Origin of the sequence: Pelagibacterium xiamenense (assembly GCF_021166475.1) — a bacterium.
Classification (GTDB): Bacteria; Pseudomonadota; Alphaproteobacteria; order Rhizobiales; family Devosiaceae; genus Pelagibacterium; species Pelagibacterium xiamenense.
The window spans coordinates 509,286-533,031 of record NZ_JAJOYS010000002.1 but is presented as its reverse complement, the minus strand read 5'-3'; the positions used below and the strand labels follow the sequence as shown (position 1 = coordinate 533,031).

Sequence of the window (23,746 nt, the reverse complement as noted above, 5' to 3'; positions counted from 1 at the left end):
CGCCCTGAGGCGGGATTCTGCCCGGCCGGGCTAACGCGTCAGCGACGCGTTGGCGGGCTCGGTTGCGCACATCCCGGTGCCGCCGGCATCCACACAAAACGCCTGGGCGACCGTGGCCTCGGTGGGGCCGGTCAGACCATTGGCTTGCGTGATGGTAAGAACAATAAACAGCAAACTTGCCGCCAAAGCCGCAAGGCTGACAAAGCGTGGCGCAGTCATCGTGGTGGCCTCCCGCACGTGATTTGCAACTTTTTAAGACACGTTGCGAAATCGTTAACGCCGCATCGGGGGAGAATGCTCCAAGATGCACCGACATGCAAGCCCGGGCGGGGCTGCGATGGCCTGCTGGGGAAAACGCGGCGGGGAGAGAGGCTGAACAGATGCCGCTTGGACAAACCCGGCCTCTCTCCCCTGGGTGGAAAACAGGGGCCGTGGACGCAATAGGCCGCCGTTTTCCGTATCGCGGTTCGGGAGGGGCAAACCGCGATACCTGGTGGGAGCGCGTCTGGCGCGGGGCGCTCTAACCGGATCCTGCAATGCTTATGCCGTGCCTGCACCCGGCGCTGATCGATCTATCGGTGGTGATGAAAGGTCAGGCCGGGCGCGGCTGCAAAAAAGGCGGGAGGAATGGATGCAAACACGACCTTTGGGGGACGTATTCAGGAGCTCATTCCTCCCTATCGGACGTAACCGGGGACGCGGTGGTTACGCCCGAATTGGCCAGGTTGCGGTTTCCCGCACCCAAAACCCTGTGAGTTGGGCCATTTCACGGCGATAAACGTCGAGATCGGCATGCCGCTCGAAAACTGCGTCCGCCCCTGCTGCCAGCAGCGCGTTCCGCGTTTGCGCGTCCAGTGTCGACGCCAAGGCCACAACAGGAATATCTGCATTGTGCACGAGCTTTGCAATATCCGCAATGAACTCCGAGGTGGCTGTGGAATGTCCCTTGAGGTCCACAATGACCATGTCCGGGGTTCGTTCCGGGCGGCTGGCAAAAATTTCGGTCAGGACGCGCCGGGCACGCCCCGCGTCCCCGAGCCACACGAGGAAGGCGGGGTCAGGCGCTGCGGCCAGCGTACGGCTGAGCTGCCGCGCTGAGTGTATGTGATCGTCGACAAGCGCGAAAACCGGCTTATCATCAAGAAACTGCGTCATCGGCCCCATTCAGCACAACAACCCAATCGTATGGGAACACGGCTCTACGTGCCCCACACCACAAGTCGTTGCTGCCATCAAATACGCTGCGCCTCCGCCGAGGCGAGCATTCCCTGCGCCCGGACCCGCGAATCCGGCGCTTCAACTGCCCCGGCATATGATGGAGAACCCGGATCGCGACCACGTTAGTTGGGGTAAACCGACGTAAACAGAGAGGGCAATTTACATGTAAAACCAAGGCGCGTAGTGTGGCGCATCCAGGGCGGGAGGTGTCCTGTGTCGAGGGGCGAGCCATTCAGCGCCGATCAAGTGGAGGCAATTCGTGCAGCCTTGCGCGATTTGCTCGCATGGGACGTGCTGCGCCGGTCGCCCCAGCTCGGTGCGTTTCTGACCTACGTCGTCGAGGCCAGGCTTCGGGGTGACGAGACTTCGATCAAGGCCTATTCGATCGCGGTGGATGTGCTGGGGCGCGAAGAGGATTTCGACCCGCAGAGCGATCCGATCGTACGCGTACAGGCGCGGCGGTTGCGCTCGCTGCTTGCCGAATACTACGCGGTTACAGGTACGCCGAGAGCGGTCCGGATTACGCTGCCCCGGGGGCGGTATGTTCCCGAATTCATCTTCCAGACGGCGCCGCCGCCCGAGACCGCGCCTCCGAAGGAAATCCAGTCCGCGCCGACGCCGCTCGATTCGGGCGATGCGCCCCCGCCTCGCAAGCACAGGCCGCTATTCGAGACAGTCCTGCTCGTGGGCGGGCTTGCCGTCGTCTTCATCATCCTGAGCCTTGTCCTCTGGCCCAATATCTCCCGGCGCGACGTTGTCGTACCGTCCGAGGGACAGCCGCTGGCGCCGCTGGTGATCGTGCAGGAATTCGAAAACCTCGCGAACGATGCGATCGGGGAACCGCTCGCGGCCGGGCTTGCGGTAGAGCTTGTTACCGACTTCGGTCTTTTTCCCTATGTCGAGGCGCGGTATGGCGGGACGCAGGCTGCGGCAACCTCCGGCGAGCTGGCGAGCGGGCGCCCGGTTTTCGTCCTTTCGGGCGTCGTGCGCCGTGCGGGCGGAGGCGTGCAGTACGGCGCGCTACTCTCGCGCGTCGATGCCAACATGCAGCCGGTTTCGTTCGATGTGAATGCGCCGGTCGCGGCGGGGCGCGTCACGCTATCGATCGACGATGTTTCGCGCTATTTCGCCATGCGCCTGGCCAGTCCGCGCGGTGTTCTGCACGCCCCGGCGCGGCGATGGATCGAGGTCGCGCGCGACACTGAAATCGTGTTGGCGCCGTATCCGTGCATGGTCGCTTTCCGCTGGTACGAGGAAGCCTTCGATCCGGTCCTGGCCGCGCGTGTCAACGCGTGTGCGGGCGCGCATCTGAGTTCCGAGTCGCGGGGCGGGGAGGCCGGCGCGATGCTGGCCAGCATCCAGGCGGACGAAGCCGTCGAGATCGGTGTCGATCTGCCCGAAGCGCAGGACCTGCTCGTGCAGGCCGAAACGCAGGGGGCGCAAGCGGCCGATCACATGCCGACGAGCGCGTTCGTTTGGGCCCAATATGCGCACGTCGCATCGGTCACGGGCGATCACCTTGCGGCGCGCGACAGGTACAACACGGCCCTGCAGCTCAATCCTGCCGATGTCAACGTGCTGGCGCATTTCGCTATCGTTCTGGCGCAGATGAACAACTGGGCGCCGGCGCTCGAACATGCCAATGCCGCGCTGGCGGCCGAGGACGACCCGCCGCCGCGGTTCCATTTCGTGCCGGCGCTCTGGGCGCTCAGGAACGGGGAATACGATACGGCCCTGTCGCATGCGCGCGAGATGGTTCGGGCCTATCCCAGCTTCGGGGCGGCTGTGATGGTTGCGATTGGCGGACAGACCCGGGATTCGGCGATCATCGATACCTACCTGTCGCGTCTTCTGGCGCTTGAATCCTACCGGCGTCTCGGGATCCTGCCGGCATTGCGGCAGATGACGGGCGATCCGGCGGTTCTGCTCGAGTTGAGCAACGGGATTTCCCAGGCGGGTGTGCCTCTCGACCGGCTCGTCAATCCGTTTTGAGCCGCGCGCCTTCGTTTTCCCCATCCGGGGCGCGCCGTTTCAAGTCTTAGTTCTGGCGTATTGCGCCTGCGCGGCCCCTCGGAGCCGGACCGACGGGCGTCCACCTCATTGGTTCGGAAACACTCTAGACGCGTTCGGCCAATCGCGTTCAGATTGGGGAAACGCGAGGAGGGTGGAACAATGGCGTTCAGAGCGTTGGTGACCCGCAAGGATGAGAGCGGCAAGGTCGCTTCGGCGATCGAGGAGGTCGACGAAGCTCAACTGCCTGAAGGCGATGTGCTCGTCGGGGTCGAGTGGGCCGGGTTCAATTACAAGGACGGGCTGGTGCTGACCGGGCAGGGGGGATTGGTCCGGGACTACCCGCATATCGGGGGCGTCGATTTCGCGGGCCGGGTGATCGAGAGCCGCGACGGGCGGTATCATCCGGGGCAGGGTGTGATCCTGACCGGCTGGCGGGTCGGGGAGATCCATTGGGGCGGCTTTGCCACACGGGCGCGGGTCAAGGCCGACTGGCTGGTGCCGCTGCCCAGGACGCTTACGGCCCGCGATGCGATGGTGCTCGGTACGGCGGGGCTGACCGCGATGCTGGCGGTCAACCGGCTCAAGGCCGAGGGCGTCAAACCCGGAGACGGGCCCATTCTCGTTACCGGTGCGGGCGGCGGGGTCGGGTCGATCGCGACGCTGCTGCTGGCCCAACTCGGCTACAAGGCGCATGCGATGACCGGGCGGCCGGAACTTGCCGAAACGCTGACGCGGCTGGGCGCTGCAGAAATCGTCGGGCGCGAGGTGCTCGCGGCTACAGGGAAGAAGCTCCTCACGCCGCGCTGGGCCGGCGCCATCGATTCCGTTGGCGGGCCGCCCTTGGGGGAATTGCTCAAGCAGGTCCGGCCCGGCGGTATCGTGACGGCGATCGGACTGGCGGCGGGCGATGGCTGGGACGCGAGCGTGGTTCCGTTCATCCTGCGCGGGATCACGCTTGCGGGGATCGACAGCGTCATGCAGCCGAGTGCTGCGCGGGTCGGCGCGTGGGAGCGGCTGACCTCGCTTTTCTCGCCCAAGGTCTATGACGAGATGATTGAGGACGCGCAACTCGAGGATCTGCCGCGGCTTGCCGGGGAGATCCTCGCCGGGCGCATACGTGGCCGCGTGGTCGTCAAGACCTCGTCGTAAACGCGGGATTTCATATGGCTTTAACCATGAGCCGGGTTAAAGTCCCTGGAAACGGCGGAGGGCGGTCATGCAGGAAGTCATCAACGCGCTCGAGGCGCGGCGGGAGCAGGCGCGGCAGGGCGGCGGCGAGCGCCGGATCGAGACGCAGCACGCCAAAGGCAAGCTGACGGCGCGCGAGCGGATCGACGTGCTGCTCGATCCGGGCAGTTTCGAAGAATACGACATGTTTGTCGCGCACCGGGCCACCGATTTCGGCATGGGCGAGCAGGTGATCCCCGGCGACGGCGTGGTGACGGGCTGGGGCACGATCAACGGGCGGCTCGTTTACGTCTTTTCGCAGGATTTTACGGTTTTCGGCGGCTCGCTCTCGGAGACGCACGCGCAGAAAATCTGCAAGATCATGGACCTTGCGGTGCAGAACGGGGCGCCGGTGATCGGGCTCAACGATTCCGGTGGCGCGCGCATTCAGGAGGGCGTGGCCTCGCTCGGGGGCTATGCCGAGGTCTTCTGGCGCAATGTGCAGGCGTCGGGCGCGGTGCCGCAGATCTCGGTGATCATGGGGCCGTGCGCGGGCGGGGCGGTCTATTCGCCGGCGATGACGGATTTCATCTACATGGTGCGCGATACGAGCTACATGTTCGTGACCGGGCCGGACGTGGTCAAGACCGTCACCAACGAGACGGTGACGCACGAGGAACTGGGCGGGGCCTCGACGCATACGAAGATTTCATCGGTGGCCGATGCGGCGTTCGAGAACGATATCGAGACGCTTTTAGAGGTGCGGCGGCTCTTCGACTATCTGCCGCTTTCGGCGCGGGAAAAGGCGCCGCGGGTCGAGACCAACGACCAGATCGACCGGCGGGAGGACAGTCTCGATACGCTGGTGCCCGAGAACGCCAACGTGCCCTACGACATGCGCGAGGTGATCGAGAAGGTCGCCGACGAGGGGGAGTTTCTGGAACTCCAGAAGGAGCATGCGGGCAATATCCTTGTCGGATTCATCCGGCTCGACGGGCAGACGGTGGGGGTGATCGCCAACCAACCGCTGGTGCTGGCGGGGTGTCTCGATATCGCGGCCTCGAAGAAGGCGGCGCGGTTCATCCGGTTCTGCGACTGCTTCGACATCCCGGTACTGACGTTCGTCGACGTGCCGGGGTTCCTGCCCGGGGTGGCGCAGGAATATGGCGGGATCATCAAGCATGGGGCGAAGCTTCTGTTCGCCTATGCCGAGGCGACGGTGCCCAAGGTGACGGTGATTACGCGCAAGGCCTATGGCGGGGCGTATGACGTCATGGCGTCAAAGCATATCCGGGCAGATGTGAATTATGCCTGGCCGAGCGCGGAAATCGCGGTGATGGGGGCGAAGGGGGCGACGGAGATTTTGTATCGCTCGGAGTTGGGCGATGCGGAGAAGATCGCGGCGCGGACGGCGGAATACGAGGCGCGGTTCGCCAATCCGTTCGTTGCGGCGGAGCGGGGGTTCATCGACGACGTCATCATGCCCCATTCGACGCGGCGGCGCGTGGCGCGGGCGTTCGAGACGCTGCGGCACAAGAAGGTGGATGTGCCGGTGAAGAAGCATGGGAATATTCCGTTGTGAGGAGAGAAAATGTACCGACATCGCTTGCCCAAACGCATTCCTGAAGGCGTAGTTCCGACCGGCGCAACGCCGCTATTGACAATCGAGCAACCAGCGCAGCCACCAACTGCATTGTTCATGAAGTCAATTGGACTCGATTTAGGGGCAAGGGAGGCAGATCGTTACTTAGTTCGAGAACTATATCGATTGTATGGTGGAGCAGAATTTGAGCGAGGAAACTTGGATGCTGGGCGACTGAACAGAGTGTTTGGCCGAGAAATCAAACCGGTCCCTGAGCGCTTTCACCCACGGGATATAGGGGCGCGGATGGTTGTCGATATTGACGTGGCTCGAGCCAGCTTTCCAGAGATATTTGGTGGCCACTAAATGTTCCCCAAGATCCTCATAGCCAATCGCGGTGAAATTGCCTGCCGGATTATCAAGACCGCGCGGCGGATGGGTGTTGAGACGGTGGCGGTTTATTCCGATGCCGACAAGGATGCGTTGCATGTGAAGATGGCGGATGAGGCCGTTCATATCGGGGCGGCGCCGGCGGGGGAGAGTTATCTCGATATGGAGAAGATCGTTGCCGCGTGCCGGGAAACCGGGGCGGTGGCCGTGCATCCGGGGTATGGGTTCCTGTCGGAGAATGCCGCCTTTGCGGAGCGGCTGCGGCAGGAAGGGATTTATTTTATCGGGCCGCCGGTCAAGGCCATCGAGGCGATGGGGGACAAGATCACCTCCAAGACGATCGCCGCGGAAGCCGGGGTTTCGACCGTGCCGGGGCATATGGGGGTGATCGAGAGCGCCGCCGAGGCGGTGAAGATCGCCAAGAAGATCGGATATCCCGTGATGATCAAGGCGTCCGCCGGGGGCGGGGGCAAGGGGATGCGGGTCGCCAAGTCCGACAAAGAGGTCAAGGAGGGCTTCGAGCGGGCGAAATCGGAGGCGGCGTCTTCGTTCGGCGACGACCGGGTCTTCATTGAGAAGTTTATCGAGGAGCCGCGGCACATTGAAATTCAGGTGCTCGCGGACGGGCAGGGGAATTGCATTTCGTTGGGCGAGCGCGAGTGTTCGATCCAGCGGCGCAACCAGAAGGTGATCGAAGAGGCGCCCTCGCCGTTCCTCGATGCGGAGACGCGCGCGAAGATGGGCGCACAGGCGGTCACGCTGGCCAAGGCGGTCAATTATGTGAGCGCGGGGACGGTGGAGTTCATCGTCGACAAGGAGAAGAATTTCTATTTCCTCGAAATGAATACGCGGCTGCAGGTCGAGCACCCGGTGACCGAGTTGGTGACAGGGATCGATCTCGTGGAGGAGATGCTCAAGATTGCAGACGGACAGGCGCTTTCGATCAAGCAGGAGGATGTGACGCTGGACGGCTGGGCGGTCGAGGCGCGGATTTATGCCGAGGACCCGTATCGGAACTTCCTGCCCTCGACGGGGCGGCTGAAGCGCTACCGTCCGCCGACCGAGGAGGCATCGGCGCAGCTTGTCGTGCGCAACGATACCGGGGTTTTCGAGGGTGCGGAGATTTCACCCTATTACGACCCTATGATTGCAAAGCTCGTGACGTGGGGGCCATCGCGGCTCGCGGCGATCGACGGGCTGGCGGTGTCGCTCGACCAGTTCGATATCGATGGGGTGGGGAATAACATTCCGTTCCTTGCGGCCGTGATGCAGCAGGAGCGGTTCCGGGAGGGGCACCTCACGACCAACTACATTGCCGAGGAATTCCCCGAGGGATTTACCGGGGCGCTGCTCGACGAGGATACGATGCTGACCATGGCGGCGCTGGCCTGCCGGGCGGCGTTTCAGCTCGAAACGCGCGGGTTCGCGCATCCGGGGGCGATGACGCAGCAACATGTGACGACCGAGCGCTCGGTGCTGATCGGGGACCGGCGATGGGACTTTTCGATCCCGAAGTCAGACGAATCCTTCGTTCTGATGACGAGCGAAGGGCAGCCGCTGCTGATCGAGGACGGCTGGCAGCCGGGGGCGTCGGTTGCGGCGACCGAGATCGACGGGAAAATGCTTTATGTGCGGATGGACCGGATCACCTCGGGGTTCCGGATGCGGTATCGCGGGGCGGATCTCGTTGCCAAGGTCGTGCTGCCGCATGTGGCGGACCTGATGCGGCATATGCCGAAGAAGTCGCCGCCGGATATGAGCAAGTTTTTGCTATGCCCGATGCCGGGGCAGGTGATCCGCCTCGACGTCAAGGAAGGCGACATCGTCGAGGACGGGCAGCCGCTGGCGATTGTCGAGGCAATGAAGATGGAGAACGTCCTGCGCGCCGAGCGGCGGGCGAAGGTTGCCAGGATCAATGCGGCGGCGGGGGATGTGCTGGCGGTGGATGCGGTGATTATGGAGTTCGAGGCGGTGTGATGGTGGAAGCGCTGGATACCCCCACCCCTAACCCCGTTCCGGCCCTTCGCTCACGCTCCAGGCGTTCGGTCTTCAAATCATGCCACCGGCATGATTTGCCCTTCGGGACAGTCCTCACCCCACAAGGGGGAGGGGAACCAAGTTGTGTCCTGTCTCAGGTGGTGCCACGAGCACAACGCGAGTCCCCCTCCCCCTTGTGGGGAGGGGCTAGGGGTGGGGGTAGGAGATGAGCGACGACCCCCGCGATATCTGGCGCAAGCTGGCCGAGCAAGAGCTTAACGGCAAGGGCGTCGATGCACTTTCGCGCGACTATGGGGGGCTACCTGTCGAGCCGGTTTATTTCGGAGCTGGTGCTGAACAGGCTGTTCCCGGCGTGGAGCCGTTTACGCGCGGCATAAGGGCAACGATGTATGCCAACCGGCCCTGGACAATCCGGCAATATGCGGGGTTTTCGACGGCCGAGGAATCCAACCGGTTCTATCGGCAGGCGCTCGAGCGGGGGCAGAAGGGGCTTTCGGTCGCGTTCGATCTGGCGACGCACAGGGGCTACGATTCCGATCATCCGCGGGTGGTTGGCGATGTCGGCAAGGCCGGGGTGGCGATCGACAGCGTCGAGGATATGAAGATCCTCTTTAACGGTATCCCGCTCGATGAGATGAGCGTTTCGATGACGATGAACGGCGCGGTACTGCCCGTGCTGGCGATGTTCATCGTTGCCGCCGAAGAGCAGGGCGTGGCCGAAGCGCAGCTTTCGGGGACCATTCAGAACGACATTCTCAAGGAGTTCATGGTTCGCAATACGTATATCTACCCACCCGAGCCCTCGATGCGGATCGTGGGGGATATCATCGCCCACACGGCGGAATACATGCCGAAGTTCAACTCGATATCGATTTCGGGGTATCACATGCACGAGGCCGGGGCGACGGCGGTGCAGGAACTGGCCTATACGCTGGCGGACGGGATGGAATATGTCCGGGCGGCGGTGGGGCGGGGGCTCGATATCGACAGGTTCGCGCCGCGGCTCTCGTTCTTTTTCGGGATCGGGATGAATTTCTTTGTCGAGGTGGCCAAGCTGCGGGCGGCGCGGACGCTGTGGGCGAAGATCATGGCCGATCTGGGGGCGAAGGACCCGCGCTCGAAGATGTTGCGGACCCATTGCCAGACCTCGGGCGTGTCGCTGACCGAGCAGGACCCGTACAACAACGTCGTGCGGACGGCGTACGAGGCGCTGGCGGCAGTGCTTGGGGGGACGCAGTCTCTGCATACCAATTCGTTCGACGAGGCTATCGCGTTGCCGACGGAGACCTCGTCGCGAATAGCACGCAATACGCAGCTTATTTTGCAGCACGAGACGAAGGTGACGGACGTGGTCGATCCGCTGGGCGGGTCGTATTACGTCGAAGCGCTGACGGCGGAGCTGGTTGGGCAGGCTGAAGCGCTCATTGCCGAGGTCGAGGTCGAGGGCGGGATGACGCAGGCGGTGCAGTCGGGTGCGCCCAAGCTCAGGATCGAGGAGGCGGCGGCGGTTCGGCAGGCGAAAATCGACCGGGGCGAGGAGGTGATCGTCGGGGTCAACCGATACCGGCTCGACGCCGAAGAGCCCATCGAGACGCTCGATATCGACAACGCCAAGGTGCGGGCGGCCCAGATTGCGCGGCTCGAAAGGGTGCGTGAGAGCCGGGACGAGGCGGCGTGTCAGGCGGCGCTTTCAGCGCTCAAGGAATATGCTGCGATGAACGAGGGGAACCTGCTTTACGCCGCAATCGACGCGGCGCGGAAGCGGGCGACGCTGGGGGAGATTTCGCAGGCGCTCGAGGATGTCTACGGGCGGTACGATGCGGCGACACGGGTGCTCTCGGGGGTTTATGCGGAGGCCTATAAGGGCGATCCGCAATTTGCCGAGGCCAAGCGGCGGGTCGATGCGTTCAAGGGACACCACCACCGGGCGCCGGCGATTTTTATCGCGAAGATGGGGCAGGACGGGCACGACCGGGGCGCCAAGGTGATCGCGACAGCGTTCGCGGATCTGGGGTTTGCCGTGCATATGGGCGCGCTGTTCGAGACGCCGCCGGAGGTGGCGGCGCATGCGGACGATCTGCGGGTCGACGCGGTGGGGGTTTCCTCGCTGGCCGCGGGGCACAAGACGCTGGTGCCCGAACTGATGCAGGCGCTTTCGGACCGGGGTTTGCGGGAGGTGACGGTGTTCGTGGGCGGGGTGATCCCGAGCACGGATTACGACTTTCTGCGCGATGCGGGCGTGAGTGACATTTTCGGACCAGGCACCAACGTGCTCGACGCCGCTTTCGCGGTGATCGACCGGATCGAGGGGAAGCTTTCGAACCGATGATCGGGTGGCTCAACCATATCGCGATCGCGGTGCCCGACCTGGCTTCGGCGGCGGCGAAATATCACGATCTGCTGGGGGCGAAGGTGTCGGCGCCGCAGGCCTTGCCCGAACATGGGGTGACGGTCGTTTTCGTCGATACCGGCAACAGCAAGGTGGAGCTTCTGGAGCCACTGGGGGACGGCTCTCCGATTGCGAAGTTCCTCGAGGCGAACCCCGACGGGGGCATGCACCATATCTGCTTTGAGGTTCCGGACATTCACGCGGCGGCGCGCAGGCTTGTTTCCGAAGGCGCGCGGGTGCTGGGGGACGGGTTGCCAAAGACGGGCGCGCATGGGCGGCCGGTGCTGTTTTTGCACCCCAAGGATTTCACCGGTACCCTGATCGAGCTTGAGGAAGTTGCGCCGGAGAAAGCGTGACGAATCGGGCGGCGCGTGGGAAAAACCAAAGCCCGTTCGGTGCTGCGTACATTTTCGGCTTGACCGGAGGCACCAAAGCACGGATGTGAACCCTGCGCGGGGACGTCCAAAAGGGAGACCGAGGCTGTTGGGCGGCGAACACAGAGCAAAGCCGGCACTGGTCCAGGAATTCGAGGGCGATGGAGCCATCCTTGCCACCGGGCGCGCGTCTACGGAGGCCATTCGATCCGTCCTGCTGGTGACCGACGCCTGGCATCCCCAGGTCAACGGGGTCGTCCGCTCGCTTGAGCGACTACGCGAAAACCTCTGGGAGCGCGGACTGACGGTCAACGTGCTGTCGCCTGAAGGGTTCTGGACGGTGCCGATGCCGAGCTATGGCGAAATCCGGCTTTGTCTCGTCAACCCCCGCAACGTCCGCAAGTCCATCGAGGCGCTGCGGCCCGACACGATCCACATCGCGACCGAGGGCCCGCTCGGGGGGCATGTACGGCGGCTGTGCATCAAGAAGGGGCTGCCGTTTTCGACCTCCTACCACACGCAGTTTCCCGAATATATCCGGGCGCGGCTGCCGGTGCCGCTGGGGTGGTCCTACAGCTACCTGCGCTGGTTCCACGAAGCCGCCGATGTCTGTCTCGTACCGACGCAGACGGTGGCGGACCGGCTGGCGGCGCGCGGGATCGCCAATACGGTGATCTGGTCGCGGGGCGTGGATGCACGGCTTTTCAACCCTGACAAGCGCACGGATCTGGGGCTCGAGGGGCCGATCTTTCTTTATGTGGGGCGCGTGGCGGTGGAAAAGAGCGTCGAGGATTTTCTTGCGCTCGACCTGCCCGGCACCAAGGTCATCGTGGGCGACGGGCCCTCGCGGGCGCGGCTCGAGCGCGAATACCCCGATGCGGTTTTCACCGGGCATCTGCGCGGCGTGGAGCTGGCGCGATATTTCGCATCGGCTGACGTATTCGTTTTTCCCTCGAGGACCGACACGTTCGGGCTGGTGCTGCTCGAGGCACTGGCGTCGGGGACGCCCGTGGCGGCGTATCCGGTGCCGGGGCCGCTCGATGTTGTCGCGGAGTCGGGCACGGGCGTCTTGAGCGAGGACCTGCGCCACGCGGCACTGGCCGCGCTTGCCATTCCCCGCAGAGTCTGCCGGGCGTACGCCAGCGGCTTTTCGTGGGAGGAGAGCTCGGCGCAGTTTCTGGCGCAGATGCCGGTCATCGACTGGGCATCGCGGGACGTTCGCGCTGCGGGCAAAGTGCTAACCGGGCGTTAACGCTGGTCCGCTACTGTCGCGGACATGAGCACGGTCGGCGGTTTCAAGAAAATGAACTGGTTTCCCAAGCAGTCCGCCTGGGATGAGATGGAAGCCGCACGGCTCAAGCGCAAAGAGATGATCTCGAGTTTCCAGTCGCAGTCCCAGGCGCTGGTGGCCGGGTTCCAGGCTGCGGCCAATATTCAGATTCAGGGCATTGGCGAACTGGCGGCGCAAAGCGCTCAATCGCGGTTGCAGGCCGAACTCGATGCACGGCGCAAAGAGCTCGAAGAGCGGTACGCCAAGTTCGATAAGCTGTTCTGACCGGGCTTAGTGCCCCGCCTTCGAGAACACGTTGAGCACAGCCACTCCCGCAACGATCAATGTCATGCCAAGGATGGCGGGCGCGTCCAGCGCCTGGCCGTAAACCGTCCAGCCGACAAGGGCGATCAGGACGACGCCGAGGCCGGACCAGATGGCGTAGGCGATACCGACCGGCATGGCTTTCAGCGTCAGCGAGAGGAAGAAGAACGCGCCAGCATAGGCAATCGCGACAACGATGCTCGGCAGGGGGCGGGTGAAGCCCTCGGCGGCCTTGAGCGCGGAGGTGCCGACGACCTCGCAGACGATGGCGATCACCAGGTAGAGATAGGTCATGGGTGTTCTGAACCGGAAAAATACGCTTGCGCCAGCGCCTTGAAGGCTTTGCCGCGCTCTTCGAAGTTGGCGAACTGGTTGTAGCTGGGCGCGCCGGGGGAGAGGATGACGGTGTCGAAGGGGGCCCCGGTGCCGGCGAGCATCTGGATCGCGCCTTCAAGGGAACGGCATTCGGCGACGGGGATTTGCGGGGCGGCTTCGCGGGTGGCCCTGGCGAGGCGGGTGCCGGTGACCGGCAGACAGCAGAGCATGACGACGCCAGAGGTGCCAAGTAGGCCCGCGAGTTCGGTATAGTCCTGCTGGCGCTCGTGGCCGCCCGCGATGAGCGCGATGCGCTTGCCCTTGTAGGCGGCGAGGGCGGCCTTGGTGGCCTCGGGGGTGGTGGAGATCGAGTCGTCGACGAAGAGGATGTTGCCGAGGTTGAGTTCTTCGAGCCTGTGCGGCAGCGGGACAAAGGCGGCGATGCCGGCGAGAACACCCTCCCGCGTTGCGCCCGCTTCGATGGCGATCATGGCGGCGAGGCGGGCGTTTTCGTGGTTGTGGGCGCCCTTGAGGCGGGAGGACGCGGCGGCCTCGGCGATCTCGGCCTCGAGGCGCGCGTCGAGCGGGGCGACCGGCTGGCTGGGCGGCGTGATTGCCGCGCCGACGGGAGCGGCGGCTTCCGCCTGCCTGCCGAGGGCGATCCTGGCCGGGCCGCGCGCGAAGAGGTTGAGCTTGTCGGCGTAGTAGCGCTCGACGCTGCCGTGCCAGTCGACGTGCTCGGGGTAGAGATTGGTGAGCGCGGCGATGTCGGGGGCGAAATCGATGTCGGCGGTCTGGTAGGAGGAGAGCTCGAAGACGACGAGCTGTGCCTTGTCCGCTGCGTCGAGCGGGGGGATGCCGACATTGCCGGCGAGAATGGCGTCGACGCCCGAATGGGCGAGCATCAGATGCACGAGGGTGGCGGTCGTCGATTTGCCCTTGGTGCCGGTGATGGCGATAACCGTTCGGCCTTCGCGGAAATGGGCGGCCCAGAGGTTGAGATTGGAGCTGATAGGGACACCGGCGGCGCGGGCGGTGTCGAAAAAGGGCTTATAGAGCGAAACGCCCGGGCTTTTAACGATGAGGCCGAAGCGGGTGACGTCGCGGGCGGCGTCGGGCGGGATAAAGGTGGCGCCGGGGAGTTCGGGGGTGCCGGTGTCGGCGGTGACGAAGAGCTCGAGGCGCGGGTCGCGCTTTTTGAGGAAGGCGGCGGTGGAGCGCGCTTCGCGGCCGGCGCCGTAGATGAGAACGGGGCCGTCAATGCGCATGGGGGGCAACCGCATCGAAGATGTGCGTGGGCACGAGGTGTTCGGGGCTGTCGGTCATGGCCTCGGTATAGCCCGAGACGAGACGATCCGTGCCGTAGAAGGCTTCGAGGCCGGGTTTGAGCGCCTTGACGACGGCGGTGTCGCGCCAGTCGGGGTGATCGGCGATTTTCCACAGACAGGCGGCGGCTTCGAGGATCTCGCCGACGCATTCCCAGGGCTTGTGGCCGGAAAGGCCGGTCAATTCGCGGTAGGCGGGGATGTTGGCGGGGTTATCAAGCACGTTCTGGCCGAAGATCGTCTCGAGGCGGGCGCGGGTCATTTGCGGGGCGAAGATGAGGAACACGAAATGGCACTTCGGGCATGCGCCGCACCAGAGCGGGCCGTCGTGGCCCGAAAGGCGGAAGTTGCGGTTGCAGCTTGAAAAGACGTCGTCAAAGCGCGTGGTGCGGGCGAAAAGCTGCGCGATGCGGGCTTCGGAATAGGGGCGCAGGAGGGAGAAATAGTCGAGTGCGCCGCCGGTGACGCTCGCGAGCATCGTCTTGATGCGGCCCTCGAAGGCGAGGGATTTGGAATATTGGTGGTTGGCTTCGCGGCCGTCGAAGGTGAGGTTGCCCTCGCTCGCCGAACGCTCGTTGGACAGGACGATGGCGTTGTAGCCATAAAGGAGCGCGGCGAGGCTCGCGATCATGGAGTTGATCGCGGTGGAGGGGACGTGGCCGTTGTAGTAGCCGGGCTCGCTGCCCAGCCGGATCATCTCGGGGTCGAGCGTGCGCCGGACGGCGACGAGGTCGTGGCCGGCGCGGTCCGCGGACGCTGAGATCGGGCCCTTGGGATTGACGGCGAAGAGGGTCATTTCGGCGCCGGTGCGCTCGAGGAGGTCGACGCTGACGAGGGAATCCTTGCCGCCGCCGACGAGGACGAGGGCGCGATCGGGGAGGGTGGGACGCGAGAGGTCGTGCGCGACGGTTTCGCCCGTGAAATCGAGCTTTCCGTAGCGGCTGAGATTGTTGCGGGCGAAGAATTCCCCAAGGCCGTTTTCGTAGATGTCGAGGAGGAAGTCCCGCGCACCTGGAGGAAGGGCGAGGCCGGAGATGTCGATCTCGAAGGGGGCCTTGAGCTTATAGTAGCTCACGCCGAGGACGGCGGCGGCGAGGGCGAGGAGTTGCACGAAGGCCGGGGTGGCGGCCGCGGAGGCGTCAAGACCCTCATGGGGGAATTCGAGGCGTTCGGTAAAGTGCAGGCCGTCGAGCCCGTAGGCGAAGACGGCTTCGCCGGTGGCCGGGTCGAATTGCGGGACAGCGATTGTGAAGGTGTCGGTCACGGCGGGCCCCAGGTTCTTGGCTTGACGCAGGTTGTAGTCGGAACCTGCCTAGTGGATGCGCATCTGCAGGCGCAGCGCGATGTCGTCGCCGATGCGCTGATAGCCGAACTCGCGCATTGTGCAGGTCCACATCGATCCGACCTTCTCGATCTCGAAGAGGTTGTAACGTCCCGGCGCGCCGTTATCGTCGGGCGGCGCGGCGGCCGAGGCAACCCCCACGACCGGTATTTCGCCGGCCGGGGCCGGGATGGCTCCAACCGAGGATATGTGGGTGTGGCCGTGCAAAATCAATTCCGCCCCGTGTTTTGAGATGACGGAGCGGACGGCGGGCGCGTCCCAGAGCCCTTTGCGTTTGTGCCGGCCGAGCGCTTCGCTGGGAGGGTGATGGATCATGACGACGCGGAAAAACCCGGCCTCGCCCAGGAGTTCGAGCAGTCGCGCCAGCCGTCCGATCTGGCCCTGGCCGACCTGGCCGGCGGCGATCAGGGGCGGCGTGGCGATGGCGCTGGAGACCCCGATGAGCGCGACATTGCCGAGGCGCCGGACATAAGGGAACGGGTTTGTGTCCAGCGTTTCGCCGGACATATAGCCGTTGTAGTGCTTGAGGGCGGTTTCGAGGGCACCCTTGACATAGGCGTCGTGATTGCCGGGGATGGCGCAAACGGCATCCGGGCCCCCCAGAGCGGCAAGCCAGTTGGCGGCGCGGTCGATTTCGTCGTCGAGCCCGAGGTTCACGAGATCGCCGGTGACCGCGATCATGTCGGGGGCCTGGTTCTTCATGTGGCTCACAAGCGCGGAAAGCGTATCGCGGCGCATGTGATGCGCGCGATTGAGCTTCCAGTTGAGGTAGCCGGTGATCCGCTTGGACATCAACTCGCGGGGGTGAACCCGGGGCAGGGGAGAAAGATGGACGTCGGAAATGTGGGCGAGCGTGATCATTGGCGTGCAGTATTGCCACTTTGCTTATGGCAAGAAAATGGTTTAGCGCCGTATTTGCCCCGATTTGTGACGAGATGCGTTAATGACCGGCAACCGGTTTCAAAAGCTGAAGTTTTCCTTGATGCTCCGGGCGATCGGCATCAAGAAGCACCTGACCCTCGGTGTGCGGTGTGCGGTGATCGTCAAGGGCAGGGTGCTGATGGTGCGGCACGGCTATGTCGCCGGGTGGCACCTGCCCGGCGGTGGCGTCGATCCTGGGGAAACCACCGAAGCGGCCGCGCGGCGCGAGGTGCGCGAGGAAACCGGGCATGCGGTGAGCGGGCCGTTGCGGCTCTTCGGGCTTTATCACAGCACGCTTTACACCAATCGCGACCATGTGGCGCTCTATACGGCCGCGGACGCGCAGGCCGTCGCCGCGTTCACGCCGAATGCGGAAATTCGCGAAATCGGGTGGTTCGCGCTCGACGATCTGCCTGAGGCGACGAGTGCGGGAACCCGGCGGCGGCTTGCGGAGATTGTGGGCGAAACGGCGCCGGACGGGGTCTGGTAGGGCGCAAGCGGGATGGCAGGGTCCGATCTGGCGCATTGATCTTGCGCCCCCCATAGCGTAGTTGTTTAGTATCAAGGAACAACATCGTTTCACTCTCCCCGCGCCATATGTACGCGCCATATGATCGAGGGCGTGGAATTGGGATCGGGAGTTCACGATGGCGCAGGCGGACCGCACGGGCGGTGTGTTACCACTTCATAATCCCGATCCACGCGACTGGCTGTCGGCCATCGTGGAGGGGTCGGACGATGCCATCATCAGCAAGGACCTCTCGGGACGTATTCAGACCTGGAATCCCGGAGCCTCGCGCATTTTCGGCTATACAGCCAGCGAGGTTATCGGCAAGCCGATCACCATTCTGATTCCCGAGGAACGGCTCGATGAAGAGCCGCGCATTCTCGCCAAGATAAGAAGCGGCGAAAGGGTCGATCACTTCGAAACGGTGCGGCGCCGCAAAGACGGATCGTTTGTCGACATATCCCTGACGATTTCACCTATCCGCGATGCGGCCGGCACCATCGTGGGTGCGTCAAAAATTGCGCGCGACATTTCCGAACGCCGCCTGGCCGAGCAGAACCAGCGTCTGCTCATTCGAGAAATGCAGCATCGGGTAAAAAATCTCTTCGCGGTGGCAACGTCCATTGTGACGCTCACGGCGCGGCAAAACCTGGCGGCCGAGGCGCTGGCGAGCACCATTCGCGACCGGCTATCGGCCCTTGCCCGGGCCCATGAACTCACGACGAGCGGTTGGTCGGCGGACGAAAACGAGAATGCTTGCGGCGACCTGCTTGCGTTGATCGAGACCGTTCTTGCGCCTTATAGCGACGGAAACCGTGTCCGAATTGGGGGAGATCACGTCGCTGTCGGTAGTCACGCCACAACCAATATTGCGCTTCTGATTTACGAGCTGGCCACCAATGCCGCCAAATACGGCGCATTGTCGGTCGCCAAAGGCCAGCTTACCATCGGGCTCCATGTGGAAGGCGATAACGTCCGGATTGACTGGGCGGAAGCGGGCGGCCCCGGATTGCACGGCGAGAAGGCCTCAGGCTTCGGAAGCCAATTGGCGAACAAACTGACCTCGGCGCTGGGTGCGACGCTCACGCGCGACTGGCGGCCAACGGGCCTCGTCATCACGATCGAGATTCCATTGGCACGCCTGAAGACCTGATCGCTCCGGCTGTCATGGTGGCGTTGCACCGGCCGATGGCCGACGGGGATTTTGTCCCGACGGCTCATAGGGTCTGATCGGAGCTATTCCAGCCAGTCGAGCGCCGGACCCGAGGGGACGATCCGGTGCGGGTTTATGGTGGTGTGGCTCCAGTAGTAGTGGGTCTTGATGTGGTCCATATGGACCGTTTCGGCGACGCCGGGCCAGTTATAGAGGGTCTTGAGATAGGCCGAGAGCGCTGGGTAGTCGGCGATGCGGCGGATGTTGCACTTGAAGTGGCCGACATAGACCGCATCAAAGCGGAAGAGCGTGGTCAAGAGCCGCCAGTCGGCTTCGGTGGGTTCGTCGCCGACGAGGAATTTCGAATTCTGAAGGATGGATTCGACCCAGTCGAGTGCGTCAAAAAGTGCGGTGACCGCTTCCTCATAGGCTTCCTGGGTGGTGGCGAAACCGGCCTTGTAGACGCCGTTGTTGATGTCGTCATAGACGCGGGCGTTGATCGTATCAATCTCGTCGCGCTTCGCCTCGGGGTAGAAATCGAGGGTGTTGCCGGTCAGCCCGTTGAAGGCGGAATTGAACATGCGGATGATTTCCGCGCTCTCGTTGGAGACCAGGGTGTTTGTCTTTTTGTCCCAGAGCGCGGGCACGGTGACGCGGCCGGAATAGTCGGGGATCGCCTTGGTGTAGACCTGCCAGAGGTAGTCGGCGCCAAAAAGCGGGTCCTTGTCAGAGCCCAATTCGCCGGTAAAGGCCCAGCCGGTTTCGTCGGGCATTTTGGGGGAGACGGCGGAGACGGTGATGTGCTCCTCGAGGCCTTTGAGGGCGCGGAAAATCAATGTGCGGTGGGCCCAGGGGCACGCATAAGAGACATAAAGGTGATAGCGCCCGCTTTCAGCGGCAAACCCGCCCTCGCCAGAGGGGCCCGGGGTCCCGTCGGCCGTGATCCAGTTGCGGAACGCGGATTCCGAGCGCTTGAATTTTCCGCCGGTGGACCTCGTATCATACCATTGGGTCGACCATTTGCCGTCGATCAGACGTCCCATTTGCGCTTTCCTTCCAGTTATGCCTTGTGCGTCCTATGTAGGCCCAATGAGTGAAAAGATTAGCCCCCTGGCGTTGAACGGGCTGTTTCTTGCGCGGGCGGTCCATATTTTCGTGGACGGTCGCTGCCGCTGATGGTATCTGCGAAAACCAGTTTTGGAGCCCGTTCGAAAATGTACGCCTTTGCGCAGGATATCCGACGACTTTAGCCTACCGCGCCACCGCGCGGTTCGACGTCGTTCTCATTTCCTCCGCACTGGACATTTTCGACCATGACCATCTCCACGCCGCATGCCGCGGATTTCGTGGCCAAGCCTGAAGCGCTGGCCGTCCGGCCTGAAACCCCCTTCGACGATGCCTGGATCGAGCACCTGCACGAGGTTTCGTTCGGGCCCGGGCGCTTCGCGCGCGCGGCCTTCCGTGTGCGCGAGCGGTTTGCCGCCGATCCCAGCCTGTGCTGGATCGCGGAATTGGGCGGGAAGCGCGCGGCGTCGGTGCGGATGACCCCGATCAGCGTCGGCGGGGTCAACGGCTATCTTCTTGGACCCCTGATGACCGATCCGGCGTTCCGCAAGCAGGGGGCCGGGCGCACGCTGGTCATGCATGTGTGCGACCTTGCGCTCGCGCGCGAGGGGATCGCATTCGTTCTGCTGGTCGGGGACCAGGCCTATTACGGCCCGCTCGGCTTTGCGCCCACGGTACCCAACGCCATCACCTTTCCCGGTCCGGTTGATCCGGCGCGCGTCCTCGTACATTCTGCGGACGCGGAGATGGGTGCGAAGCTTTCCGGGCCCGTTGCGCGGTTTATCACGCGATAGGACAAATCTTGCTGGCGGATCAGGATATTGCGCGGGTACGCGCGCGGCTCTTGGCTTCACCCCAGCCCATGCCGGACGCGGACGATCTCGTCGCGGATATCATCCTGCCCGATGCGTTCGACGGTCCGCCTGTGCCGGCGGCGGTTCTGATCGCGCTCGTCAGGCGAGGGGCCGATTTTTCGGTGCTTTATACCGAGCGTTCAGCGGGGCTGCGGCGGCATTCGGGGCAGGTGGCGTTTCCCGGCGGGCGGATCGATCCCGAAGACCGGGACGCGGCCTATGCGGCGCTGCGGGAGGCGAATGAAGAAGTGGCGCTCAACCCGGCGGATGCCGAGGTTCTGGGTTATATGCCGTATTTCTTCACCGGGACGAATTACTTCATCACACCGGTCGTCGCGGTGGTCGAGCCGCGTGCGCCCTTCATCGCCAATCCCGGCGAGGTGGACGACGTCTTCGAGGTGCCGCTTCACCGCATCATCGATCCCGGATCCTATGGCGTCTTCCGCGTCATGCATATGGGCCAGGAGCGGCGCGGGTGGCAGATCGATCACGAGGGGCACAGGATCTGGGGGATCACGGCGGAGTTGACGCGCCGGTTCCGCGACCAGATCATTCTGGGAGGAGCGCCGGCATGAGCCGGACCGAAGCGCTCGAAAGACTGGCGAACGCCGGGTGGCTGGCGCGCGCCGCGCCGTTTTTCGCCTGCCTCGATGGCGACGCGCGGGCGACCCGCGCGGTCGGCGGGATCGTGCGGGACACACTTCTGGGGATCGCGCGCACGCGGACCGATCTCGATCTGGCGACGACACTTTTGCCCGAGGAGGTGATGGCGCGCGCCAAAGCGGCCGGTCTGGGGGCGCATCCCACCGGTCTCGACCATGGCACGGTGACGCTCGTGCACGAAGGGATGACGGCCGAGGTCACGACCTTGCGGAAGGATGTCGAAACCTATGGGCGTCATGCGCGCGTCGTTTTCGGGACCGACTGGCGGGCCGACGCCGCGCGGCGGGATTTCACGATGAATGCGCTTTATGCGGGGGGCGACGGGGTCTTGTTCGATCCGCTCGCGGGACTTGCGGATTGCCTCGCGCGGCGCGTGCGCTTTATCGGCGATCCGCGCCAGCGGCTGGCCGAGGATCGGCTGCGCGTCTATCGGTATTTCCGGTTCTGCGCGAGCCACGGCGAGCAACGCCTGGACGCGGATGCGCTGGCGGCTTGCGCCGAGGCGGCGCAGGATCTCTCCCAGCTTTCCGCGGAGCGCGTGGGGCAGGAGATGACGCGGCTTCTCGCACTGCCGCGGATCGGAGATACGCTTTCGGCGATGATCGGGATCGGGCTTGCGGCCGACCTTCTCGATGGCGGCGCGAGGCTCGGCATCTTCAGGCGCTATGAAAGCGTCTGTCCCGAACCTGCGCTTTCGGGACGTCTCGCGATCGTTCTTAGTGGCGGAATTCCCAGCGAGGCGCTGCAGGCACGCTGGCGGCTTGCGTCGCGGACCGTCCGGGAGGCGGGTGACGTTCTGGCGGCGGCACGGGGGCTTCTGGCGGACCGGACGAGCGAAGTCGCCTACCGGTGGCCGGATGCCAAGCGCCATGCGGTCTATCTGGCGGCGGCGCTCGGGGACAAGGCCGACGCCTGGGTGAGCCGGCACGTCGATATCGTCGCCGCGCTCGACCCGCCGTCTTTTCCCGTCGATGGACGGGACCTCATGGCGCTCGGATTTGCGCCCGGCGAGGCCTTGGGGGCCGAACTCGACCGGCTGAAGCGGGTTTGGATCGAACGGGACTTCGTGCCCGACAAGGCTGCACTGCTTGCGCTCGCCGCGCCGCCCGAGGGCCGGTAACCGTGGGTCTTGTCGTGGATTAATCGGGCTGCATTTATGCGTCCGCGCGCGTCAAACGGCGCGCGGGCGCTCATCGAAGTGCTGACCGATAAGCGACCGGCCGGATCAGTGCCGGGTTTCGTTGTTTCCAACGTCGACGATGCGCTCCTTGATGCGCTCGACCATATCCGGGCGGATTTCGGTCTCGCCATGCTCACTACGCATGCGTTCGATCACTTTGCGGACCACTTCGGCCTCGGACTCGGCCTGCAGATGCCAGGTTGCGCCGGGGATCAACGATCCGCCATCAAAGCGTTTCATGGTGTTTCCTCCGTTCCTCGTTGTTACGGGTGAGAAGTGTACCACAAACGAGAGGTGGGGTCCGTCTGTTCCCGGTTCAAGGCCATTTCACCTCGGGGGGCATCGAGGAGAGGATGGAGTTGACGTTGCCGCCGGTTTTCAGGCCGAAGGTCGTGCCGCGGTCGTAGAGGAGGTTGAATTCGACGTAGCGGCCGCGGCGGATGAGCTGTTCCTCGCGCTGGGCGTCGGTCCAGGGGGTGTTGAAGTTGCGGCGGACCAGTTCGGGGTAGATATCGACGAAGGCGCGGCCCACGTCCTGGGTGAAAGCGAAATCGGCGTCCCAGTCGCCCGAATTGTGGCGGTCGTAGAAGATGCCGCCGATGCCGCGGGGTTCGTTGCGGTGGGGGAGGTAAAAGTATTCGTCGCACCAGGCCTTGTAGCGGGCGTAATCGGCGACCGGGTGGGGATCGCAGGCGGCTCGCATGGCGGCGTGGAAGGCGACCGAATCGGGGTCGTCCTGGGTGCGGCGGGCGTCGAGCACGGGGGTCAGATCGCCGCCGCCGCCGAACCAGCAATCGGTGGTCACCAGCATGCGGGTATTCATGTGCGCGGCAGGGACGTTGGGGTTCCAGGGGTGGGCGATGACCGAGACGCCGGAGGCCCAGAACTCCGTATTCTCGTCGGCGCCGGGGATCTGCTTGGCGAATTCGGGGGAAAAGCGGCCGTGAACGGTGGAGATGTGGACGCCCATCTTTTCGAAGACGCGGCCCTTGATGACCGACATCTCGCCGCCGCCGCCCTCGGCGCCCGTATGGTCGGTGCGGTGCCAGGTCTCGCGCTCGAAGCGGCCGGGCGGGAGGTCGGATTGCGGTCCGGCGAGATCGTCTTCGAGGGTTTCGATGGCGGCGCAAAGGTCGTCGCGGACCTTTTTGAACCAGGCGCTGGCAGTGGCTTTCTTCGCTTCGATATCAGCGGGGAGGGTCATGAGAGGCTCGCGAAATGGTTGGTCTGGCGCAAGGCCTCCCCTAGCACGATGGCGGCGGAGATGGCGACGTTGAGCGAGCGCATGGATTGTCGCATGGGGATGCGCAGGCGCAGATCGGCGGTTCGTGCGACCGCGTCCGGGACACCGGCGCTTTCGCGGCCCATCATGAGGATGTCGCCGGGGGCGAATTGGGCCTCGTAAACCGAAGCGGAGGCTTTGGTGGTGAGGAGTGCGAGGCGGCGGTTCTCCGAGCGGCGCCAGGCGTCGAACTGGCCGAAGCTGTCGTGTTCGACGATTTCGGTGTGGTCGAGATAGTCGAGGCCGGAACGCTTGAGGGTTGCACGCGAGAAAGGGAAGCCGGTCGGATGAATCACGTGGACAGCGACATCGAGGCAGGCGCCGAGGCGCAGAAGCGTACCGGTATTGAGGGCAATATCGGGCTGATAGAGCGCGAGGGCGATGGGTGACGCCAAAATCGTGGCTCCATTGGG

The 23,746-nt window shown here is 64.2% G+C and carries 24 protein-coding genes; 13 read left to right on the top strand and 11 right to left on the bottom strand.

Going from position 1 to position 23,746, the window contains the following annotated elements:
• Positions 1–30: 30 nt before the first annotated feature.
• A complete protein-coding gene (locus LSG43_RS10570; protein WP_231803869.1) occupies positions 31–219 on the bottom strand; it encodes a hypothetical protein in 189 nt (62 codons plus the stop codon).
• Positions 220–705: 486 nt separating this feature from the next.
• Positions 706–1,155: a response regulator gene (locus LSG43_RS10565; RefSeq protein WP_231803868.1), complete on the bottom strand. Its 450-nt coding sequence runs from the start codon at positions 1,153–1,155 to the stop codon at positions 706–708.
• Between the two features lie 330 nt (positions 1,156–1,485).
• On the opposite strand from LSG43_RS10565, the gene LSG43_RS10560 reads away from it, so the two are divergent.
• The 3 genes from LSG43_RS10560 to LSG43_RS10550 all read left to right on the top strand — a co-directional run bounded on the left by LSG43_RS10560 (position 1,486) and on the right by LSG43_RS10550 (position 5,980).
• Positions 1,486–3,210, top strand: a complete 1,725-nt coding sequence (locus tag LSG43_RS10560; protein WP_231803866.1) for a tetratricopeptide repeat protein — start codon at positions 1,486–1,488, stop codon at positions 3,208–3,210.
• 180 nt (positions 3,211–3,390) lie between these two features.
• Positions 3,391–4,380, top strand: coding sequence for an MDR family oxidoreductase (locus LSG43_RS10555; protein ID WP_231803864.1), 990 nt, complete (start codon positions 3,391–3,393; stop codon positions 4,378–4,380).
• A gap of 67 nt (positions 4,381–4,447) precedes the next feature.
• The gene (locus tag LSG43_RS10550; protein ID WP_231803862.1) at positions 4,448–5,980 is read left to right on the top strand and encodes an acyl-CoA carboxylase subunit beta; all 1,533 of its coding nucleotides are present in this window, start codon (positions 4,448–4,450) and stop codon (positions 5,978–5,980) included.
• A 177-nt stretch (positions 5,981–6,157) separates the two neighbouring features.
• Here the strand turns inward: LSG43_RS10550 and LSG43_RS16635 are convergent, their stop codons facing one another.
• The gene (locus tag LSG43_RS16635; RefSeq protein WP_231804710.1) at positions 6,158–6,496 is read right to left on the bottom strand and encodes a hypothetical protein; all 339 of its coding nucleotides are present in this window, start codon (positions 6,494–6,496) and stop codon (positions 6,158–6,160) included.
• Here LSG43_RS16635 and LSG43_RS10540 point away from each other — a divergent pair.
• From LSG43_RS10540 to LSG43_RS10520, 5 genes are all read left to right on the top strand, one after another.
• Positions 6,383–8,347 carry an acetyl-CoA carboxylase biotin carboxylase subunit gene (locus tag LSG43_RS10540; protein ID WP_231804667.1) on the top strand — a complete coding sequence of 655 codons (1,965 nt, stop codon included), beginning with the start codon at positions 6,383–6,385 and terminating at the stop codon, positions 8,345–8,347. The genes LSG43_RS16635 and LSG43_RS10540 overlap by 114 nt on opposite strands.
• 226 nt (positions 8,348–8,573) lie before the next feature.
• Positions 8,574–10,697, top strand: coding sequence for a methylmalonyl-CoA mutase (scpA, locus tag LSG43_RS10535; RefSeq protein ID WP_231803861.1), 2,124 nt, complete (start codon positions 8,574–8,576; stop codon positions 10,695–10,697).
• Complete coding sequence (gene mce / locus LSG43_RS10530) at positions 10,694–11,113, top strand: methylmalonyl-CoA epimerase (RefSeq protein WP_231803859.1); 420 nt, start codon at positions 10,694–10,696, stop codon at positions 11,111–11,113. Before scpA ends, mce begins: the two co-directional genes overlap by 4 nt.
• Before the next feature lie 127 nt (positions 11,114–11,240).
• Positions 11,241–12,383, top strand: coding sequence for a glycosyltransferase family 4 protein (locus LSG43_RS10525; protein WP_231803857.1), 1,143 nt, complete (start codon positions 11,241–11,243; stop codon positions 12,381–12,383).
• Positions 12,384–12,434: 51 nt separating this feature from the next.
• Positions 12,435–12,686 carry a hypothetical protein gene (locus LSG43_RS10520; protein ID WP_231803855.1) on the top strand — a complete coding sequence of 84 codons (252 nt, stop codon included), beginning with the start codon at positions 12,435–12,437 and terminating at the stop codon, positions 12,684–12,686.
• Positions 12,687–12,692: 6 nt separating this feature from the next.
• On the opposite strand, the gene LSG43_RS10515 is transcribed toward LSG43_RS10520, so the two are convergent.
• The 4 genes from LSG43_RS10515 to LSG43_RS10500 are packed head-to-tail and all read right to left on the bottom strand — an operon-like array spanning position 12,693 to position 16,568.
• Positions 12,693–13,019: a DMT family transporter gene (locus tag LSG43_RS10515; RefSeq protein WP_231803853.1), complete on the bottom strand. Its 327-nt coding sequence runs from the start codon at positions 13,017–13,019 to the stop codon at positions 12,693–12,695.
• Positions 13,016–14,308 carry a UDP-N-acetylmuramoyl-L-alanine--D-glutamate ligase gene (gene murD / locus LSG43_RS10510; RefSeq protein WP_231803851.1) on the bottom strand — a complete coding sequence of 431 codons (1,293 nt, stop codon included), beginning with the start codon at positions 14,306–14,308 and terminating at the stop codon, positions 13,016–13,018. Before murD ends, LSG43_RS10515 begins: the two co-directional genes overlap by 4 nt.
• Positions 14,298–15,629 carry a MurL-like N-terminal domain-containing gene (locus tag LSG43_RS10505; protein WP_231803850.1) on the bottom strand — a complete coding sequence of 444 codons (1,332 nt, stop codon included), beginning with the start codon at positions 15,627–15,629 and terminating at the stop codon, positions 14,298–14,300. Before LSG43_RS10505 ends, murD begins: the two co-directional genes overlap by 11 nt.
• Before the next feature lie 48 nt (positions 15,630–15,677).
• Entirely contained in the window at positions 15,678–16,568 is an 891-nt protein-coding gene (locus LSG43_RS10500) for a metallophosphoesterase family protein (protein ID WP_231803848.1), read from the bottom strand.
• Positions 16,569–16,650: 82 nt separating this feature from the next.
• Between LSG43_RS10500 and LSG43_RS10495 the strand changes: the two genes are divergently transcribed.
• On the top strand, positions 16,651–17,118 hold the full coding sequence (locus LSG43_RS10495) for an NUDIX domain-containing protein (RefSeq protein WP_304622649.1): 468 nt from the start codon (positions 16,651–16,653) through the stop codon (positions 17,116–17,118).
• 157 nt (positions 17,119–17,275) lie between these two features.
• A complete protein-coding gene (locus LSG43_RS10490; RefSeq protein WP_231803846.1) occupies positions 17,276–18,289 on the top strand; it encodes a PAS domain S-box protein in 1,014 nt (337 codons plus the stop codon).
• 83 nt (positions 18,290–18,372) lie between these two features.
• On the opposite strand, the gene LSG43_RS10485 is transcribed toward LSG43_RS10490, so the two are convergent.
• Positions 18,373–19,332 (bottom strand): glutathione S-transferase family protein, encoded by a 960-nt coding sequence (locus LSG43_RS10485; protein WP_231803844.1) that lies wholly within the window; start codon positions 19,330–19,332, stop codon positions 18,373–18,375.
• A gap of 270 nt (positions 19,333–19,602) precedes the next feature.
• Here LSG43_RS10485 and LSG43_RS10480 point away from each other — a divergent pair, with 270 nt between their 5' ends.
• Genes LSG43_RS10480 through LSG43_RS10470 form a run of 3 tightly spaced genes read left to right on the top strand, consistent with a single transcriptional unit; the run spans position 19,603 to position 21,991 of the window.
• Entirely contained in the window at positions 19,603–20,148 is a 546-nt protein-coding gene (locus LSG43_RS10480; protein ID WP_231803842.1) for a GNAT family N-acetyltransferase, read from the top strand.
• A gap of 8 nt (positions 20,149–20,156) precedes the next feature.
• Positions 20,157–20,783 carry a CoA pyrophosphatase gene (locus LSG43_RS10475; RefSeq protein WP_231803840.1) on the top strand — a complete coding sequence of 209 codons (627 nt, stop codon included), beginning with the start codon at positions 20,157–20,159 and terminating at the stop codon, positions 20,781–20,783.
• The gene (locus LSG43_RS10470; protein ID WP_231803838.1) at positions 20,780–21,991 is read left to right on the top strand and encodes a tRNA nucleotidyltransferase/poly(A) polymerase-related protein; all 1,212 of its coding nucleotides are present in this window, start codon (positions 20,780–20,782) and stop codon (positions 21,989–21,991) included. Before LSG43_RS10475 ends, LSG43_RS10470 begins: the two co-directional genes overlap by 4 nt.
• Positions 21,992–22,096: 105 nt before the next feature.
• Here the strand turns inward: LSG43_RS10470 and LSG43_RS10465 are convergent, their stop codons facing one another.
• The 3 genes from LSG43_RS10465 to LSG43_RS10455 all read right to left on the bottom strand — a co-directional run bounded on the left by LSG43_RS10465 (position 22,097) and on the right by LSG43_RS10455 (position 23,728).
• Positions 22,097–22,291 carry a DUF1059 domain-containing protein gene (locus tag LSG43_RS10465; RefSeq protein WP_231803836.1) on the bottom strand — a complete coding sequence of 65 codons (195 nt, stop codon included), beginning with the start codon at positions 22,289–22,291 and terminating at the stop codon, positions 22,097–22,099.
• A gap of 76 nt (positions 22,292–22,367) precedes the next feature.
• A complete protein-coding gene (hemF, locus tag LSG43_RS10460; RefSeq protein WP_231803834.1) occupies positions 22,368–23,255 on the bottom strand; it encodes an oxygen-dependent coproporphyrinogen oxidase in 888 nt (295 codons plus the stop codon).
• Positions 23,252–23,728, bottom strand: a complete 477-nt coding sequence (locus tag LSG43_RS10455; RefSeq protein WP_255714146.1) for a tRNA (cytidine(34)-2'-O)-methyltransferase — start codon at positions 23,726–23,728, stop codon at positions 23,252–23,254. Before LSG43_RS10455 ends, hemF begins: the two co-directional genes overlap by 4 nt.
• Positions 23,729–23,746: the final 18 nt, after the last annotated feature.